The sequence below is a fragment of the Paraflavitalea sp. genome, from assembly GCF_059502485.1.
On record NZ_JCACET010000004.1, the window covers coordinates 40,387 to 59,923 of the forward strand.

General features: G+C 44.9%; 16 protein-coding genes. 7 read left to right on the top strand and 9 right to left on the bottom strand.

Annotation, left to right across the window (positions count from 1 at the left end; genetic code table 11):
• Positions 1 to 51: 51 nt before the first annotated feature.
• From AC5JBY_RS00220 to radA, 6 genes are all read right to left on the bottom strand, one after another.
• Positions 52 to 1,377 (bottom strand): PSP1 domain-containing protein, encoded by a 1,326-nt coding sequence (locus AC5JBY_RS00220; protein ID WP_495902518.1) that lies wholly within the window; start codon positions 1,375 to 1,377, stop codon positions 52 to 54.
• 428 nt (positions 1,378 to 1,805) lie between these two features.
• A complete protein-coding gene (locus AC5JBY_RS00225; RefSeq protein ID WP_495902519.1) occupies positions 1,806 to 3,017 on the bottom strand; it encodes a DNA polymerase III subunit in 1,212 nt (403 codons plus the stop codon).
• Positions 3,018 to 3,608: 591 nt separating this feature from the next.
• On the bottom strand, positions 3,609 to 4,124 hold the full coding sequence (locus AC5JBY_RS00230) for a glutathione peroxidase (protein ID WP_495902520.1): 516 nt from the start codon (positions 4,122 to 4,124) through the stop codon (positions 3,609 to 3,611).
• Between the two features lie 94 nt (positions 4,125 to 4,218).
• A complete protein-coding gene (locus tag AC5JBY_RS00235) occupies positions 4,219 to 5,613 on the bottom strand; it encodes a choice-of-anchor Q domain-containing protein (protein ID WP_495902521.1) in 1,395 nt (464 codons plus the stop codon).
• Positions 5,614 to 5,676: 63 nt separating this feature from the next.
• Positions 5,677 to 6,375 carry a ComF family protein gene (locus AC5JBY_RS00240; RefSeq protein ID WP_495902522.1) on the bottom strand — a complete coding sequence of 233 codons (699 nt, stop codon included), beginning with the start codon at positions 6,373 to 6,375 and terminating at the stop codon, positions 5,677 to 5,679.
• Between the two features lie 151 nt (positions 6,376 to 6,526).
• Positions 6,527 to 7,900 (bottom strand): DNA repair protein RadA, encoded by a 1,374-nt coding sequence (gene radA, locus AC5JBY_RS00245; protein WP_495902523.1) that lies wholly within the window; start codon positions 7,898 to 7,900, stop codon positions 6,527 to 6,529.
• A 526-nt stretch (positions 7,901 to 8,426) separates the two neighbouring features.
• Here radA and AC5JBY_RS00250 point away from each other — a divergent pair.
• On the top strand, positions 8,427 to 9,119 hold the full coding sequence (locus tag AC5JBY_RS00250) for a zinc metallopeptidase (RefSeq protein ID WP_495902524.1): 693 nt from the start codon (positions 8,427 to 8,429) through the stop codon (positions 9,117 to 9,119).
• Positions 9,120 to 9,843: 724 nt separating this feature from the next.
• Here AC5JBY_RS00250 and AC5JBY_RS00255 read toward each other — a convergent pair.
• The 3 genes from AC5JBY_RS00255 to AC5JBY_RS00265 all read right to left on the bottom strand — a co-directional run bounded on the left by AC5JBY_RS00255 (position 9,844) and on the right by AC5JBY_RS00265 (position 12,957).
• Complete coding sequence (locus AC5JBY_RS00255; RefSeq protein WP_495902525.1) at positions 9,844 to 11,397, bottom strand: Rne/Rng family ribonuclease; 1,554 nt, start codon at positions 11,395 to 11,397, stop codon at positions 9,844 to 9,846.
• Between the two features lie 367 nt (positions 11,398 to 11,764).
• A complete protein-coding gene (locus AC5JBY_RS00260) occupies positions 11,765 to 12,607 on the bottom strand; it encodes a tetratricopeptide repeat protein (protein WP_495902526.1) in 843 nt (280 codons plus the stop codon).
• A 29-nt stretch (positions 12,608 to 12,636) separates the two neighbouring features.
• Positions 12,637 to 12,957, bottom strand: a complete 321-nt coding sequence (locus AC5JBY_RS00265) for an HU family DNA-binding protein (protein ID WP_081145882.1) — start codon at positions 12,955 to 12,957, stop codon at positions 12,637 to 12,639.
• Between the two features lie 204 nt (positions 12,958 to 13,161).
• Here AC5JBY_RS00265 and mutY point away from each other — a divergent pair, with 204 nt between their 5' ends.
• The 6 genes from mutY to AC5JBY_RS00295 all read left to right on the top strand — a co-directional run bounded on the left by mutY (position 13,162) and on the right by AC5JBY_RS00295 (position 19,534).
• On the top strand, positions 13,162 to 14,232 hold the full coding sequence (gene mutY / locus AC5JBY_RS00270; RefSeq protein WP_495902527.1) for an A/G-specific adenine glycosylase: 1,071 nt from the start codon (positions 13,162 to 13,164) through the stop codon (positions 14,230 to 14,232).
• A 138-nt stretch (positions 14,233 to 14,370) separates the two neighbouring features.
• Entirely contained in the window at positions 14,371 to 14,814 is a 444-nt protein-coding gene (locus AC5JBY_RS00275) for a single-stranded DNA-binding protein (protein ID WP_495902528.1), read from the top strand.
• A gap of 204 nt (positions 14,815 to 15,018) precedes the next feature.
• Entirely contained in the window at positions 15,019 to 16,362 is a 1,344-nt protein-coding gene (gene gldE, locus AC5JBY_RS00280; protein WP_495902529.1) for a gliding motility-associated protein GldE, read from the top strand.
• 31 nt (positions 16,363 to 16,393) lie between these two features.
• A complete protein-coding gene (gene gldD / locus AC5JBY_RS00285; protein WP_495902530.1) occupies positions 16,394 to 16,978 on the top strand; it encodes a gliding motility lipoprotein GldD in 585 nt (194 codons plus the stop codon).
• 118 nt (positions 16,979 to 17,096) lie between these two features.
• Positions 17,097 to 18,881, top strand: a complete 1,785-nt coding sequence (locus AC5JBY_RS00290; protein ID WP_495902531.1) for a tetratricopeptide repeat protein — start codon at positions 17,097 to 17,099, stop codon at positions 18,879 to 18,881.
• Between the two features lie 53 nt (positions 18,882 to 18,934).
• Complete coding sequence (locus tag AC5JBY_RS00295; protein WP_495902532.1) at positions 18,935 to 19,534, top strand: DUF3109 family protein; 600 nt, start codon at positions 18,935 to 18,937, stop codon at positions 19,532 to 19,534.
• The last annotated feature ends 3 nt before the right edge of the window (positions 19,535 to 19,537 follow it).

Here is a 19,537-nt window from a genome sequence, read left to right on the forward strand (position 1 = left end):
GCTGCCTGTTGGGGCAGCCTGTGGTATATGCATTACATCTAAACGATTAGTTTAGTTCTTTTTTTGTGGTGGGTTTGGATTGGGCGGACGTCGATCGTCTTTTTTAGGTTGTTGTTGCTGTTGACGATTGTCTCGCCGTTGCTGCTGTGGTGGTCGCTGCTGGTTGTTGCCCTGGCCGCCACCCTGACCTTGTTGAGGTCTTTGTTGTTGACCGCCTTGCTGGGGCTTTTGCTGCTGGCCTCCTTGTTGACCGGAGCCGCCACCTTGCTGCTTATGTTGTTGTCCACCTCCTTGTTGTTGACCGCCGCCTTGCTGTCTGTTCTGTTGGTTTTGTGGACGTTGTTGCTGTTGCTGGCGATTCTCTTTATGCTGGTGTTTCTTTTTCTTCTCGGCTCTTTCCAGGGTGCGCAAGCTGATCTGTCCTACCAGATCTGCATACTCTGGTTCTACCTCCTTGGGTTTGGAACTGGTGACCTCTACCGCTTCGAGCTGATCGGGTATAATGCCTTGTGCGTTGAGTTGTTTGATCTTACGCACTCTTTCTATCGTAACAGGATATTGCTTGTTGCTATCAGGCAATACATACCACATCAGGTTCTTGAAGATATCTTTTTTGATGAGCGTGGCGTTGCCTTTACCTACCTGGATCATATCTGCATTGTCCGGGAAATGCTGGAGTGCATCAAGATAGGTATCCAGTTCGTAATTGAGACAGCATTTCAAACGGCCGCATTGACCGCTGAGTTTGCTTTGATTAATAGAAAGGTTCTGGTAGCGGGCGGCAGTCGTATTGACTGATTTGAAATCAGTAAGCCAGGTGGAGCAACAGAGTTCGCGGCCACAGCTTCCGATGCCTCCTACTTTGGCGGCTTCCTGGCGGGCGCCTATCTGGCGCATTTCTACTTTTACTTTGAATTCCCGGGCAAGGATCTTGATCAGCTCCCGGAAATCGACCCGGTCATCGGCAATATAGAAGAAGGTGGCTTTACGGCCATCGGCCTGTATTTCCACTTCACTCATTTTCATGTCCAGGTTGAGCTGCTTGGTAATAGCCCGGGATTGTATGAGGGCGTCTTTTTCGCGGGCTTTATTCTGGTGCCAGATCTCGATGTCTTTATCGGAGGCGCGGCGCAGTACTTTTTTCAGGTCGGAATCGTACTCGCTAACGTTCCTTTTCTTCATTTGCATGCGGACAACTTCTCCTGTGAGGTTCACTTCTCCTACATCGAATCCGCTGATGCCTTCTACTGTTATCAGGTCTCCTTTTTCAAAGTGCTGGATAGTGGTATTGCGGAAGAAGTCTTTCCGGCTGCCCTGGTTAAAGCTTACCTCCATGACTTTGCAAACGGTATCCTGATCGCTGATTGGCAGGTTCATAAGCCAATCGTAAGCATTCATCCTATTACAACTGCCTGTGCTGCAACCTCCATTGCTTTTGCAGCCAGCCACTTTTCCTGTGGTTCCACATGAACTACATCCCATTCTATGAGTAATTACGATGAAAAAAATTGTTGACGGCTACCGGTAGCACATGTAGGGAGGTAGTATTGCAAGCGTTCATTTATAAGTGTATTGTATACTGCCCTTTGAACGACGGGTATACAATATTTGGGTCTGCCTGCCTTAAACCGGTAGTTGTTACCTGGCAGGAGAGACGTTACGCAAATTGCAACACAAAGTAATATAGCGAAGTAAGATAACCTGGTAAAACGCTCCTGTTACACAAATCCACCCGCTACAGCCACTCCCTGCAAATCCTTACACCTCAGGCCGATTTACAAATATAGGTGATTAAGTGTAAAACATTACATGAGCCGGGCGACCTGCTTTCGGGCGACTATATGGTATAGCTTGATGGTGAGGGCCAGGAAGAGCATTTTGGCGTTGGCATTGCGTTCTATGTAGTAAGCGGCCTTGTCCAGCTCCTCAATGATGGCCTCCATTTGCTCAAAACCGGCGATCTTATTGAGCCTTAATGCGAAATCCCGTTCATTATCAGGTAGATATACGCCATCTGTGCCGATTGCCTGCAATCTTATGGCCTGTTCGAGGAGGTGGGTGAAGTAGAGCAGGAACTGTTTTTGTTTTTCCCGGCCCAGTTTGCTGATCTCATCGATCCACTTGACCTGGGCGATGGGGCCGTTCTTAAGGATGGAGTTGAGCCACTCACGCAGGTGGGATTGCCAGTCTTCTCCGGCATGTTGTACAAGCTGGAGGGCCTCCCGGTAGTTGCCGGCAGCGATAGAGGCTACGGGCCTTGCCTGCTCGGGGGTACAATTGGCCCTGGCGATGAGGGCTTCCGTGATGGCCTCTGTTGCAATGGCCGGTATTTTGACCAGCTGGGTGCGTGACAGGATGGTGGCCAATATCTGGGATTCGTTTTCGGCTACCAGGATAAAGAGGGTGTCGGGTGGCGGTTCTTCAATGAGTTTCAACAACTTGTTGCCTTCATTGCCCAGGTATTCCGGCATCCAGAGTACCAATATTTTAAACCCGCTTTCAAAACTTTTGAGGTTGAGCTTGCGGATGATCTCGTTGCATTCGTAGGCGGTAATATTACCCTGTTTGTTCTCTGCGCCTATGTGCTGGAGCCAATCGTAGGCGTTGCCATAGGGTGTTTCGGTAAGGAATTCACGCCATTCTGTGATATAATCTGTGCTCACCGGTTTATCACCTGGTTTGCGGGGGATGACCGGATAGGAGAAATGAATATCAGGGTGCACCAGCTGGCTTGCCTTTTGACAAGAGGGGCAAGTGCCGCAGGCGTCTGTAAGTTGTACATTATCAGTTGGAAGTGGTTCTGGTTCACCGAAAAGGGAGGGGCCGGCGAGGGCTGCCTGTTTTTTGCCGTTTACCTTTTCACAAACGACATATTGGGCAAAGGCGATGGCCAGGGGCAGGGCGCCGCTGCCTTCTTTGCCGAGGAAAAGTAAGGCGTGGCTAAGGCGGTTTTGCTGTACCATTCCAGCCAGGTGTTCTTTGATCTCTTGCTGCCCGATGATATCCTTAAAAGACATGGGGCGAAGATAGGCGTAAAAAATAAACCGTTCGCAGTGGTAGCGAACGGTTTAAAAATCTTCCTAACGGAAACGACTTCAACAGAGGTCTTAAGTAGGATATCCCGGATTATCGTCGTGTGTTTGAGCTAAAATTCATTCTTGAGGGTCTTCGCTCCAGGATAGGGCTTTAGTCAATGGATATCAGGATTTCAGCGGTGGTTCCTTCATGGATATTTTCTTTTTCGTTCTTCCCAGGAATTGGATGTGGTCTTTCTTGGTTTTACCGGATCTGGTTTTTTCGCTGGTATTGGACCTTATTAGTTCTCTGGTCTATTGGACGTTTTGCCTTTCAGAGATATTGGATCGTTTCAGTGATGTAAAGTTGTTTAATTGTCAGGACAACAGTAAATCTATTCGGCGAGTGGATATTTTCCTACGATTTTTGGCCCTATTTGGCTGATGTTGCCACAGTGAAGCCGGTATCAGGCTCATTATCAGTGATTTGACAATAGTCAAACGAGCGGGGGTAAGTGGTGAGAATAGGGCCTAAAAGCAGGCGGCGGATACCATGTATCCGCCGCCTGTAAGTATATAATGAATGTAGAGAGCTTAGTTCAGGTACTTGGTCAGCTCTTCGCTCATCGGTTTTGTCCTGCTGGGGATCACGGCGATCAGCTTACCATTCTCATCAATCAGGAACTTGGTAAAGTTCCATTTGATGGGATCTTCAACGCCCAGCTTTTTAGCTTCGTCTGTCAGGTATTTAAACAGGGGGTGGATGTCTTCTCCTTTAACGGATACTTTTTCTGCCATGGGGAAGGTTACGCCATAGTTCTTTCTGCACACTTCTTCGATATCTGCAGCGGTACCGGGTTCCTGGTTAGCAAAGTTGTTGGCGGGGAATCCTATGATCACCAGCTTGTCTTTGTACTTGTCATAAAGTTGTTGCAACTCGGTATACTGGGGAGTAAGGCCGCATTTGGAAGCGGTATTTACCACCAATATTTTCTTGCCTTTGTATTTAGCGAAGTTGATAGGGTCTTTACCTTCAAGGGAAGGGACCTTAAAGTCATAAATAGAAGTAGCTGCAACCAGCAGCAGCGAACAAATCAGCAGGCGTATCATGATGTGAGGTTTTAATGATAATAATCTATACAAAGATGGTGCTTAATTGGTTGCTCGCCTTGAAAAATTTACGGCTAACTAATGAGATAGTATATTATTGTTTTTCATAACATCCGAGATCGGGGAGGCCGACCGGGCGGGGATTTCCATCGAGATCGATAATGGCTGATGAAGCTACTCCTTTGTTCAATGCTGGTGATCCATCTTTCAGGCGGAAGCTGTAGAATCTTTTTTGTGTATCGATGCTATCGAATGCCGGGGCTTCATTGGCGATGATATTGTTGGCTGTAATGTTGCCCGGATTGGTTTTTAGCTTCCACAGGCAGTTTTGAAAGCTTACGTTGAATGTACCATTGCCTTGTTTGGCGGTTATGACCTCATTCTCCACGGTGCTGTTATCGGCCCAGAAGATACAGTTGCTGAAGCTGGCAGTAAGATTGCCTGTTAAGACTGTATTGCCGTCCCGGATAAAATCTGTTACCTGCAATACAGGGTCTTTATGCTGAATGAAGTTATTGGAGTATGCTACTGATGTGCAATGATTGAAGTTGTAGGTGCCACCCAATGCCAGTATCATGTTTTTGCCGCAATTGCTGATGAGACAGTTTTGTGCCCTGATATCGGATTGCACGGCGAGTATGCCTGCATCGTAACAATTATCGATGATGGATTCGCTTATCGTGACTTTGGGATTGGCATTGGTAGAAGGACCGGTAGTGATAATGCCCTGGTAGGCGTTTTTAATGACGGTGTATTGGAGTTGGTTGTCTTTGCTTTCTCCTCTGAAGTAAATGCCTGGCCATGCGCCGGGATAATCGCGATAGGGATCGTCGAGGCGGTCACTGCGGAATATGATCTTTGTGCTATCGTATTTTTCGCCGATTGCTTTGAGGGTTCCATCAACGAGGAAGGGGGCATCTGCATGTAAGTAGATGCGACATCCCTGTTGCATGGTGAGGGTGACATTGGTATCTATCTGTATGCCTCCGAGGATAACATAGGGTTTATCGTTAGTCCAGGTTTCATTGGCAGCAATGAGTCTTGATCGCAGGAAGTGAGCATTTTGTCCCCAGGCTTCCAACTGTACCCATTTTTCCTGGTTGTTGTATTGTATGTGGATGCTGTCTTTTAATACGAACGGAAGGTTTTCTACTGTAGGATCTATTTTAACGGATACGAAGACGTATACGCTGTCATTGGCTTCGATCTCGATGTTGTTTACTGCAGGGCCAGGTGTTCCGTCTACATTGATCTTAAAGACTGAGTTGATCCCGCCGGCGATGGATACGTTCCGGAGCTTTAGTTTCTGGTCGTTGTCGTTAAAGATGCGGAAGTAGTGGGTGACTGATCCAACGCTTGTAAATACGGTATCAAAGTGTAAGGTATCGGCTGATGTGCTCAGGTTGGCGTTGCCGGTGATGAATGAATCCTTTTTGCAGGCGGTAGCGGCAATGGTGACGATCAATATTAAGGCCAATAGTTGCTTCATGCAGATTGCTAAAGTAATACTTCTTATGGTTTAACGTATATCCGGGGTATTAATTGTTGCCAGCTATCCGGTGGCAAAGGCCATGGTGGCAATACTGAGTTTTACCTCGCCTGCAGTCAGCAATGCCCGCCCACAGGCTTCAAGGGTAGCGCCCGTGGTTACCACATCATCTACTAATAACAGGTGTTTACCCATGATCGTGGCTGGTTTCATTACTGCGAATTTGCCTTCCATATTCTGCCATCGTTGTATCCTGCTCTTACGGGTTTGTGATTCGGTAAGTGTTGTTCTTGTAACAACATCTTTCCATACCGGAAGCTCCAGGACTTCAGCGATGCCTGCGCATAGCAGTTCTGCCTGATTGTAGCCCCGCTTTCTTTTCCGGACATCAAAAAGAGGTACTGGTACTAAAGCATCGGGCATGGTAAAATGACTGGACGTTTGCAGTGCTTCGCCTATGCGCCTGCCAAACCAGGCCCCAATGTTTTGCCTGTTGTTGTATTTAAACTGGTGCATGATTTCCTGCAGCATCGAATCTTTGGTAAAATACACGTAGCTGGTAGCGTCGATCAATGGTAACCTTCCCCTGAATTTTTGCTGTAAGGGGTTGTCTGCATATAAATGAAAATTGGTAACCGGCAGTTGGTTGATGCAAGGGAGACAAAGGATCTGTTGGTTGCTTAATACATCGGTGCCGCAGCCTACACAGCAATGAGGAAAGAAGAGATGCAGGAGCGATCTGGCGGTTTCGGTAAATTTCATAGCAATACAGGCTTCGACCTGCGAGCGACGAGCTTTGAGCAATAGTTCGTCGCTCGCGGTTTATCAACTTACGAAATAACTGCGCAACTGGTTTTAAGCTTGCGGTCTGAAGTTCACAACTTGTCCCGCCAGGCGGGAGCTTGCAGCTATCTTAAAACAGGTATTGGTATACTTCGTCCACCCGGCCCATGCTTATTACTTCGATGTTGAACTTCTGCAGGTTGAGGCCTTTCTGGTTATAGCGCGACACGACTATTTTTTCAAATCCCAGTTTTTCTGCTTCGGCAATACGTTGTTCTATTCGATTCACGGCCCTGATCTCACCGCTTAAGCCAACTTCTCCTGCGAAACAGATCAGATGAGGAAGGGGAACATCTTCATAAGAGCTTAACAGGGAGCATAGCACGGAGAGGTCGATGGAAGGATCTTCTACTTTGAGCCCTCCGGCTATGTTGAGGAATACATCTTTAACGCCAAAGTGAAAGCCTCCTCTTTTTTCCAGTACAGCCAGTAACAGTTGCAGGCGCCGAAGATCGAAGCCTGACACCGTGCGTTGTGGTGTGCCATACACTGATTGGGTAACGAGGGCCTGTACTTCTATCAATAAGGGACGCATGCCTTCAATAGTGGCTGCTATGGAAATACCGCTGAGGCGATCTTCTTTCTGTGATATCAGTATTTCACTGGGATTGTTGACGCCGCGCATGCCTTCGCCAGTCATTTCATAGATGCCAAGCTCTGCTGTTCCACCAAAGCGGTTTTTAATGGTGCGCAAGATGCGATAGGTGTAGTGTCTGTCGCCTTCAAATTGTAATACTGTATCGACCATGTGTTCCAGTATTTTTGGGCCTGCTATAGCGCCATCCTTGGTGATGTGCCCAATGAGGAACACGGGTATATTGGTTTCTTTGGCAAAGCGCTGAAACTCGGCTGCCGATTCCCGTATTTGTGAAATGCTACCGGGTGATGAGTCTATATAGGGTGATTGTATGGTTTGAATGGAGTCAACAATTACCAGTTGGGGTTTTAGTTTTTTTATCTCCTGAAAGATGGTTTGTGTGGAAGTTTCAGTAAGCAGGTAGAATTGATCGTTCTGAATCTTTAAGCGGTCTGCACGCATTTTGATCTGCTGATCGCTTTCTTCTCCACTTACATAGAGGATCGTGATATCTTTTAAGAGTAATCCTATCTGCAGGAACAGTGTTGATTTTCCTATACCTGGTTCTCCTGCTATCAATGTGATGCTTCCGGGAACTATTCCTCCTCCTAATACTCTGTTGAGTTCTGCATCTGGTGTGATGATTCTTTTTTGTTCGGGTGTAGTTACTGCATGCAGTGCTATTGTTTTAATTTCTTTCTTGTCGTCGTGAAAGTTTTTCCAGTTGTTCTCTTTTTGGGAAGTTTCTTTATGTATGACTTCTTGCACAAAAGAATTCCAGGTTCCACATGAAGGACATTTGCCGAGCCATTTTGCGCTTTCATATCCACAGTTAGTACAAAAGAATGCCGTTTTAACTTTACTCATGCGATAAAGTTAGTGGTATAAAAAGAATTGAATGTTTGATTAAAAAAAGTTGTGTGAAAAAGTGATCGTTGATGTGATGTTGTGAAGTAGTTTTTTATGCGCAAAAAAGATGTAAAAAAATGCGCGAAAAAAGTGTAGTTAACGATGCAGAATTTTTTAAAAGTAAAAGGGCCAACATTGCTGTTGACCCCTTACTTACTAACCCATTAAATTCTTGCACTAAATTACAAATAAGCGCCACATAACAAAATTATTTTTTAGGGTTGTGAATAAATTTTAACCCCCTTTTCAGGTATACGGGAACGATGTTCTGGAAGTGTGTAAGTTGATGATAATCAATATATAATAAACATATTAATATTTATGGGTAAGTCTTTGTGATAAAATGTCAGCAATTGTCTTTTATCAACTTTTGCGGTGACAAAATGCCCCTTTTTTGTGTGCTTAAACCGACAAAAAAACACCTCAAAATGGTTGGTAACCGTTTTGATGTACAGGTGTTATATAATATAAAATAGCACAAAAAATGACACCATCAATTCTGATTATTTCTTTGATTTTTTTAGGTATCAGTATGCTGGTTTCAGGGGTGCTGAAAAGCAAGTTTACGGCGTATAGCCGGGTACCTCTTTCTGCCGGTTTAACGGGCAGTCAGATAGCCCAAAAAATGCTTAAAGACAACGGCATATATGACGTGAAAGTGGTATCGGTTGACGGCTTTTTAAGCGACCACTATAACCCTGCAACCAAGACGGTAAATCTCAGTCCGGACGTATATAATGGTACCTCGATTGCGGCTGCGGCCGTAGCAGCGCACGAATGCGGTCACGCAGTACAGCATGCCACTGCTTATCAATGGCTTACGATGCGTAGCCGCCTGGTGCCGGTAGTGCAGTTCAGCTCCGGTATCGTACAGTGGATCCTGCTGGGTGGGGTATTGTTAATCAATGCTTTCCCTACCTTATTATTAGTAGGTATTATCCTTTTCGGGTTGACCACTTTGTTCTCTGTGATCACCCTACCTGTTGAATTTGACGCCAGCAAGAGGGCCCTGGCCTGGCTGGAGCGTACGAACGTCACCAATAGGCAGGAGTATCCCAAGGCAAAGGATGCGTTGAAGTGGGCTGCTATGACTTATGTGGTGGCTGCCGTGGCCTCCGTTGCTACCCTGGTGCAGTATATTCTCATCTTCCTGGGCGGTAGCCGGGACCGGGACTAATTCCGAAAAATTTTCTGAAACTTTTAGCAAATTGATAGAAAGCTGTGCAGCAACCTGCACAGCTTTCCTGTCTTGTTAGCGTGCTTGCGCCTTTCAGCCATAGGCGCCTACCTCCAAAATTTATAAAAAGAAGCTTTTTTCCGGCCTTCGGGCTTTTGTGAGCCCGCTCTGGTCACCATATCTAACTGCGCCGGGTTGAACCTGCTACGAGTCCCGGCTATCAATAACCAATGCTAACTGTGACGCTAACTCCGGCCTTCCTGCCGGAGTTTTTTTTATTTGTATTTGTCCCGGACTTATATGCGTGGTGAATACCGGGTTTTTTAATGAATTCAGGAGGCCAAATACCGTGTAAGGGAAGAAAAAGCTCAAAGTCGCTGCACACTTATTGCCCAAATCTGCACACTTACAGGCCAAATCTACACGGTTATAGGTTTGTAGTAGGAGGAATGATTGTCCGTACTTAATTTCACGACGACTTAATTGTCTGATTCCACGAGAGTTTCTGGTTCGCCTTTCTATAGTCTATCGGGTACTCCCTACGGTACCCGATTTTTTTTGCCAAACACTTATTACACGAATTTTATGAGTTGCACGAATTGAAACTATGCAGGCTATATGCTTACATAGATCGCGAAGCATTACTTGTTGGGGAGAGGATGGCTTGTAATAGATTAATTGTCGCGTAATGATCGCGATCAGTACAGATGCGTCTGTGTAATGGTTACAGTTTTATTTCTTCTTCGTGTTTATCGAAGAAGTGGAATTCTGTGAGGTGATAGTTGGTGTTTTCGATAACCTTGATCTTTTGCCCGTACTTCATGCGCCATTTCCATTGTTTTGAACGGAAGAGCCAGCCTCCTTTTGTAAGGTAAGCGTGCATGATGGGGTGAACTACCAGCGTAAGGTCTTTATGCTGGTGGGTAATGAGGTAGCTCATGTTCTTTTCTATTTCATCTTCGAGGAGCAGGGTAGATGAAATTTTACCAGTGCCGGCACAGGTAGGGCAAACTTCCTGTGTATTGATGTTCATCTCCGGCTTCATGCGTTGCCGGGTGATCTGCATGATACCAAATTTGGAAATTGGTAACACTGCATGCTTGGCTCTGTCGGGCTTCATGAATTCTTCCATGGCCTCCAGCAGCTTTCGCTTATTATCGGGCAGCTTCATATCGATAAAGTCTACCACGATAATGCCGCCCAGATCGCGCAGGCGAAGCTGGCGTGCTATTTCGGCTGCGGCTTCGAGGTTGGTTTCCAGGGCATTCAATTCCTGGTTGTTGCCAACGCTTTTGTATCCGCTGTTTACATCGATTACATGGAGTGCTTCTGTGTGCTCTATGATGAGATAGGCGCCACTTGGCAGGTTCACTGTTTTACCAAATGCTGCTTTCACTTGTTTGGTGATGCCAAACTGATCGAAGATGGGCAGGCCATTGTGGTAAAATGCAACGATATCGGCCTTTTCAGGAGCGATGCGTTGTATGTAGCTCCGGGTATCATTATAGATATTCCGGTCGTTGATCACGATCTTGTTGAAGTCCTCATTGAGCAGATCACGCAGGATGCTGGTGGTCTTTGTTTGCTCGCTGAGTATTTTGGCTGGTGCTACAGCTCCTTTGAGGTTGTGCTGTATAGCTTTCCAGGTTTCTACCAGCATGGAGAGGTCTTCATGCAGTTCTGCCGTGTTCTTTCCTTCTGCAGCTGTACGAACGATCACACCAAAGTTCTTTGGCTTGATGGCTTCGACGATCTTCTGCAGCCGTTTGCGTTCATCGGCTGAATGTATTTTCCGGGAAACTGCTACGATGTCGTTGAAAGGAGTGATGACCACAAATCTACCGGGCAGGGATATTTCGCAGCTAAGGCGTGGGCCTTTGGCGGCGATGGGCTCTTTAAGGATCTGCACCAGTATATTGGGCTTACCGCTTAATACCTCATTGATCTTGCCGGTCTTGATGATCTCGGGCTCTACCTGGAAGGTTCCGAAGTCGAAATCTTTACCGTTGTCATTGATGGCCTGCTGGGTGAATTTCAATAACGAGCGGGCGTATGGGCTAAGATCGGTATAGTGGAGGAATGCGTCTTTTTCGAAGCCTACGTCTACAAAGGCAGCATTGAGGCCAGGAATGAGTTTTTTCACCTTGCCGAGATAAAGGTCTCCCACGGCAAAACTGGCATCCGCTTTTTCGTGATGCAGTTCTACCAGCTTTTTATCCTCTAACAAGGCGATTTCTACGCCCTGAGGTGCAGCATTTATAATAAGTTCCTTATTCAAGCGTAACATCTTTATACCGTCTTACCAATCATCACACAAGGAAGGCGCTGAAGCGGAATTATTTGTCAAATATCCATTCGTTCAGGGATTGCAAGCAGCAGGTCTGTAAATAAATGACAAATAATAAATTCAGCTAAAGAAGGAAAGGGGCCCCGTGGTTACGGGACCCGTTGCAAGAAGATAAACGTTAGCGGTTTTTCTTCTTATGACGGTTCTTTCTCAGTCTCTTTTTACGCTTATGCGTCGCAATTTTATGACGCTTTCTTTTTTTACCACAAGGCATAGAACACCAATGATTTTTAATTAACTAATAAGTTTAAGCTTTGCCTTCATCTTATGGTGGGGATGAAGGGCTTTCGGAAAGGTTTTATTTCTTTAACGAGTTGATACGCTCGTCGATATCCTTTTCGAAGCCCGGGTCTTTGAGGAGTTTTTTACCAGCTGTATACCATTTGATGGCATTGGTTTTGTCTCCTTTCCGTTCGCAGGCATCTGCCAGCATCAATATAGCTTCCAGGTTAGTAGGCTCATGCTCTACTACATGGTTTAACCTTTCTATTGCTTTGTCCAATTGTCCGGAAACGAGACCTCCCACAGCCAGCATAAATTGAGCATAGGTATTATGCGGATCGCGGTCGGCTACTTCACGAATTAACTGAATTCCCTGCATCGGGTTGTCGCTAATGCCTCCGAAGAGGTAGCAACTTCCGAGTCCGATCTTAAGGGAATCGTTGGCCGGATTTAATTCTAAAGCCTTCTCAAACAACTCTTTAGCTTGTAAAGCCATCCACTTCTTCAGGGCGGGTTCTTCCTGTCGGCGAACACCGTCTAAATAGAATTGGGCAGCAAAGGTGAGGTTTTTTTGAGAATTTTCCAATTTAGCTGCATTCCCTGTATACCAGGCGTAGGGAAGCAGCAGGTGTGCGGAGTCTCTCCAGAAGTCTGCCAACTGCCGGAATACCTTTATCTGCTGTTCTTTCACGTCGCCGCGAACAACAGCAGATTCAAGCTTACTTACGTGAGCTTGCTGGGATGGAGTGAGCTTCTGGCGGGAGGCCGCCAGGATTGTCTCAATGTCCAATTGTCCCGCAGCAGCGGTAGCTGTTGCGGGCCTGGTGTTATCTTTAGGGGGGATGGTTCTGCCAAAGAAATAAAGCAGGCAGAGCAGCATTACGCCGCCGCCTACTAAGATCATCTGCTGCTTTTTCACAAATCAGTGTAATTTAATGAGCAGCAAATTTACATCTCATCATCGGGGTTTGGCTGATCTTCTTTGACGGATTGTAATTTTTTAACTTCTGCCACAAATTCTTTGGCAGGTTTGAATGCAGGAATGAAATGTTCAGGGATGTGTACCGCAATGTTTTTCTTAATGTTGCGGCCGATTTTAGCAGCTCGTTTTTTAGTAATAAAGCTGCCAAACCCACGAATGTAGATGTTTTCTCCTTGGGATAAGGTATCTTTCACTTCCTTGAACATGGTCTCCAGCGTAACCAAAACATCAACCTTGGGAATACCTGTTTTTTCAGATATTTGGTTAACGAGGTCTGCCTTTCTCATGTCGTTGAATTTTTAACGGGTTTTCAAAATATTATTTACTTTAAACGGCAATTGTCACTAAATCAATTCTTTACTCAAATTAAATGTTAATTCGCACATTTGCAAGAAAAGGTCTAAATAATTGATATTGAGGGGTATCAATTTTCATGCCGGGTTACAGTTAACCCCTCTCATTATCAGAATGTTATATATTCAATATTTACCATGAAACCAATATTCACTGAAAAGCTTTTAGCGTGGAATAAAGCCCAAAATACACGCTCCATGCCCTGGAAAGGGGAAAAGGATCCTTATAAAATATGGTTGAGTGAGATCATTTTACAGCAAACAAGAGTAGAGCAAGGACTGGCTTATTATGAGCGTTTTATTGATGCGTTTCCAACTATTAAAGATCTTGCTAAAGCACCTGAAAAGAAGGTATTCAAGTTGTGGGAAGGTCTTGGTTATTATACGCGTTGCAGAAATCTTATTGCTACTGCTCAGAAAGTTGTGCATGATTACAAAGGGAAATTTCCTTCTACTTATGATGAGATTAAAGAGTTAAAAGGTATTGGGCCTTATACCGCTGCTGCTATTTCTTCTTTCGCTTTTAATGAACCGAAAGCTGTTGTTGATGGTAATGTACAACGTGTGATAGCGCGCTATTTTGGTATTTCGACTCCTATCGATACTACATCGGGCAAGAAGATGTATCAGGAGCTGGCAACAGCCTTGCTTGACACTGAACAGCCGGGCATTTATAATCAGGCTATCATGGATTTCGGTGCTGTGATCTGTAAGCCGCAAAATCCATTGTGCACTGTTTGTCCGCAACAATCCGATTGTGAAGCATTTAAGCACAATTTAATAAAGCAGTTACCCGTCAAGGAAAAAAGCCTTGCCAAGAGGGAGCGTTGGTTCTATTATTTTGTTATTCAGTATCAGAACAAGCTGTATATCCGGCAGCGGACTGAGAAAGATATCTGGCAAGACCTGCATGAGTTCGTTCTGTATGAAGCCAGCAGCCCCGTTCAGGAAATGTTCCAGGAGCTGCCTTTCTTAAAAAAGCTGTTTGGCAAGCAGGCATATTCGGTCAGTCATATTAGTAAAGTTTATCATCAGCAGCTAACTCATCAACTTATACATGGGCAATTTGTTACTGTTACTGCGCTGAAGCCTGTAGCGGCATTAAAAGATTTCATACAGGTTGATAAAAAGCAATTAAAAAAGTATGCTTTTCCGCGTCTTATCAACACGTTCCTGGAGGAGAAAAGCTCGCTGGCACAGTTATTTTAATGTGTTGAGTATGATTTGAAAATGCTCCCCCGTATTAACACTTAGGGGGCCAAATAATTGGCATAATATCTATAAAAAAAATTAACTTTAAGAGTAAATAAAACCGGTAGACGATTTCTAACAATAAACTCATCTTTTATGAGAGGCGTTAACAGGGTTATGCTCATTGGCAATTTAGGAAGGGACCCGGATGTACAGTACCTGGAAGGTAATATCGCAGTAGCAAAGTTTCCCCTGGCGACCACTGAAACATTCAAAGACAGAGCTGGTAAGCTTATTTCTCAGACTGAATGGCACACGGTGGTACTATGGAGAGGATTGGCAGAGTTGGCCCAAAAATATCTTCATAAAGGAAGCCTGGTATACATTGAAGGCCGTTTGCGTACCAGGAGTTGGGAGGATAAGGAAGGCAATAAGAAGTTTGCTACCGAAGTGGTTGGTGACAACCTTATTATGCTGGATAAAAGAACTGATAGTTCAGGCCATCATGGACCTCATACCAATACACACGGTGAAAATATTGAAGGATTCAACGCTGATATTCCCCCGCTGGGTGAATCCTCGCAAGACCTACCTTTTTAATTGCGGACCCGGGATTAAAAGGATTCGCGGATTAAAAACCTTATAAAGTTGCCGGTAAATCCTTTTGATCGTTACAGCGCATCATAATATTTTTGCACAAAATTTGTTTATAAGGGGCAGGTTATTGACCTGCCTTTCTGATGCGGCCTGTAGACTAAACCGCCGGTCATGTTGATCGATCATTGTTAACAAAAACCAATTGCTTTGGATAACCCTTTCCGAGGTTTGTTATTAGGTGAAGCGTGGCAGCCTGTATTGCTGGCGGTCAACGTACAAGCCACTACTATATTGTCTGCCGTAGTACTGTTCCTGTTGCTGCTTTCTTTCTTTATATCGGGGGCCAAGGTTGCCTTTTTCTCACTGACATTCCGGGATGTGAACATGCTCAAAACCAAGCAGGATTCGGGCTGGAAGCGCATTGCCAATTTGCTGGAGGAGCCCCGGGCGCTGCAGGCTTCTCTCATGATCGCCAATACGCTGATCAATATTGCCATCATCATTCTCGCTAATTTTCTTATCGATCCCATATTTACTTTCAAGCAGGATAGCCTGGGTTTAGAGCTCTTTGTATATTTTATCAAAGTGCTGGTTATCTGTAGTGTGATCGTGTTGTTTGGAGAGGTCTTGCCCAAGGTGCGGGCCAACCAGAATAACCTACGTTCGGCTTATGAATCTTCTTTTCTGGTGGAGGTGATCTATTATCTTTTTAAGCGCCTGGCCGTTTGGCTTGTCAACTTTTCTGACCGGGTGGAAAAGGCGTTTGGAGGGAAGGCTTCCCGGGCCAATATACAGAAGCAGCTGGAGCAAGAGATCAGATCTACCATTCATGAGGAGGAAGAACAGCGTATTCTCGCGGGTATCTACAAGTTTGCCAATATTACGGTTAAACAGGTAATGCGTACCCGTCTGGATGTACATGGTATAGAGCATAATGCTTCTTTCAAACAACTGAAGAAAGCGGTGGAAGATCTGCATTACTCACGTCTGCCAGTGTATAGGGGGAGTCTGGATGATATTCTGGGGATCATTCATACCAAGGATCTGATCTCACATCTTAATGAGCCGGATAGTTTCGACTGGCAGAGTCTGTTGAGGCCTCCATATTTTGTACACGAGCAAAAGTATATAGAGGATCTATTGACGGAATTCCAAAGCAAGCGTATTCACTTTGCTGTGGTGGTGGATGAGTTTGGGGGTACGAGCGGCATTATTACGCTGGAAGATATTCTCGAAGAGATCATCGGGGAAATAAAGGATGAGTTTGATGAAGAGGAATCGGGCAATAAGAAGATCGATGATGCAACTTATATTTTTGAAGGCCGCACGATGATCTATGATGCCTGCGGTATTATGAATTTGCCGGCAGATACATTTGACCAGGTGAAAGGTGAAAGCGACTCTCTGGCGGGGCTAATCCTGGAGTTGGCGGGCGAGATCCCTAAAGCGGGAGATGTGGTGCCCATAGGAGATTTTGAGTTTACTATTCTTGAGGTGGACCGTAACCGGATCAAAAAGGTGAAGGTGACAATCAAGCCCGGGACAGTGTAATAGAACATTATAATAATCACTGATTAATAGTATGAAGAACAGATCCATTTGGTGCTTACTTGTTTTATGTATCCTGGTTGCCTGTAACAGTGATTATTCTATTAAGCGGCGTGGATATTATAAGATCGATTTCCCTCCTCATCAATATCAGTCATTCGACCAGCCCGGTTATCCTTATACTTTTGAATATCCCATTTATGCCAAGGTGATAAAGGATACTACTTTTTTTGAAGGTAAGCCTGAGAATGATTATTGGATAAATGTTGATTTCCCCCAGTTTAACGGAAAGATCTACATCAGTTATAAAGCGGTTGGTGCTAATAACCTTACAAAGCTGGTGGACGATGCGTTCAAAATGACGTATAAGCATACTTCTAAGGCAACTGAAATAACGGATTCCCTGATAAGAACCCCTAAGGGTATCAGTGGCCTGTTTTTCAATGTGGGTGGCAATGCTGCAACTGGTAAGCAGTTTTTTGTCACGGATTCTGTAAGGCACTTTTTGCGGGGTGCTCTGTATTTTGATGCTACTCCCAACGAGGACTCTCTGGGCATTGTATATGATTTTCTACAAACTGATATGAAGCACCTGATCAATTCACTGCAGTGGAAATAGCTGGCTGAAAGTCCTTTCTTGTGACAGAAACCTATTAATACGATTGCCTGCTTTCTTTTGGCATTCCGGCCAACTTATTTTATTTTTCGCTTTATCTGACACAACCAAAACTACGTACATGAAAAGTGTGTTCCTGTTACTGCTGGGACTTTGTATCGGCGCTACGCTCACAGCGCAAATGCCCCTCGAGGATAGTTTAAAACGTGGCCTGGCGCAGGCTACCAATGATCAGGATAGGATCAGCAACATGGCGGGGCTCGCTGTTTACTACATGGGGATCAATAACAAGCTGTCGGATAGTTTTGCCAATAAAATGCTGGAAATCGCTGAGGTAAGCCGTGACCGGAAGTTGATGGTCAAGGCTTACATCAATAATGCCCGCCGTTATTTGGATTTTGCCGGTACCAAAGAGGCTGCGGGCCGTGGGCTGGAGTTTTCTACCAAGGCGCTCGAGCTGGCTAAAAGCAGCGGTTTGGATGATTATACTGCTATAGCCTACGTTTCTCAATCAAGAGCATACCGGGTTACGGGTGAAATGGACAAGGCATTGAATGCAAGTAACCTGGCCGTTGCAACGGCAGCTAATAGTGATAATGATTCTGCAAAGGCTGTATCGTACATGTCGCTGGGTACTATTTATTTGCTGAAGAATGAGAAACTACTGGCCTTTCGTAATTATCTCGCAGCGCTCGATATTGCAGAAGAAAGCAAAAATTATTCACTGCTCCGCAACGCTTATTCCAATCTTTCTACTTTTTATACTACACTCAATGATTATGAAAAGGCTAAAGACTTTGAGTTTAAAAAGGTGGCTTTGCAACGGGCTAATAACCGGAAGTATGATCTGGTAGAAACTTATAACAGTATTGGGACTTTGTATAGAAGTGATAAGCAATATGACCTGGCAGAGAAGTATTATGAGAATGCTATTGCGCTTGCTGACAGTATAAAATTTGGGGTATATAAGTTGAATTCTTACCTGAATATTGTGAACTTATACCTGTTTAGTAATCAATATCAAAAGGGGTTGGATTATTTCCAGTCGCACCAGGAGTTAAAGGATTATATTCTTCGTGGCGGAATGGATTTCTTCCTTTACCAGGGATACGGCACGATGTACACTTTTTTGGATAAACTGGATTCGGCCAATTATTATTTTAAGTTGGCGGAACCTGGTTTTGAGACCCGTGCTACCAAGATCAATAAGTATCTTTTTTACGGTAATTATGGATTTTATTTCCGTAAGCGTGGTGATTATGATAATGCAATCTTATATTGGCAAAAGGCCAAACAAGTGGGTGATGAGGTAGGAAGTATCGATCTTCAACAACAGGCTGTCCGCAATCTTGATTCATTGTATCAATGGAAGGGTGATTTCAAGAATGCTCATGTTTATACGAATTTGTATTACGAGTATAAGGACAGTTTGCAAAAGCTGGCCAAGGAAAAGGATCTGTTATCGCTCGAGATCGATAATGAGAACAAGCGGAAGGAGCGGGAGGCGAAGCAAAAGGAGATCGAATTGACGCGCAAGCATAATATCCAGTATTTGGGCATGGTAGTGGCTATTGCTGTTATTTTCCTGTTGCTGGTGATGGCAGGTATTTTCCGGGTATCCAAGACCACCATCAAGGTGCTTGGGTTCTTTGCTTTTATTTTCCTGTTCGAGTTTATTATTCTGCTGGCTGATCACAAGATCCATGACCTGACGCACGGGGAGCCATGGAAGGTGATGTTGATCAAGATAATATTGATTGCCATGCTGTTGCCGCTGCACCACTGGCTGGAAGAGAAAGTGATCCATTACCTCACTTCGCAGCATTTGTTGCTGGTTAAAGGCAGAAACTTTTATGATAAGGTGTTCAGGAGGAAGAAAGGGCATGGTTCTTTGGAGAATGTGTGAGTGGCCCTGCTTCGTAATTTAGTTGTAAATTTGTACGGTAAAAACTAATTCTCTTGATAGCAGTCGATAATGTATTAATCAGTAATGAGGTGGTGGAAGCGCAGTTTGTGTGTGATCTCGTCAAGTGTAAAGGCGGGTGCTGCGAGGAAGGTGATGCGGGAGCGCCGCTGGAGGATGCCGAGCTGGACCTGATGATAGAGTTGTACGATAAGGTGAAGCCCTACCTTTCGAAGGAGTCAATAGCAGAGATCGAGCGGAAGGGTAAGTATGTTTACCACCGCGAGTTTGGCTGGGTAACGCCTACGCTGGGTAATGATAATGAGATCTGTGTGTATGGTCTCCGCGATTCCAAAGGGGTCATTAAGTGTGCCTTCGAACAGGCTTATAATGATGGCATTATCGGTTGGAAGAAGCCTATCAGTTGTCATTTTTTCCCCATTATACAGAAGAACGGTCGCAAGGGTGATTTCGACCGGATGAATTACGAGCCGAGGGAAGTGCTGTGTAAGCCTGCTTGCAGCCTCGGTAAGAAATTAAAGGTACCCGTGTACCAATTCCTTAAGGAGCCTATCATTCGCAAATATGGTGAAGACTTTTACCAGGCTTTGGACCAGGTAGCCAAAGATTATTTTGTAGCGAAGCAGGCAGAGTAACCA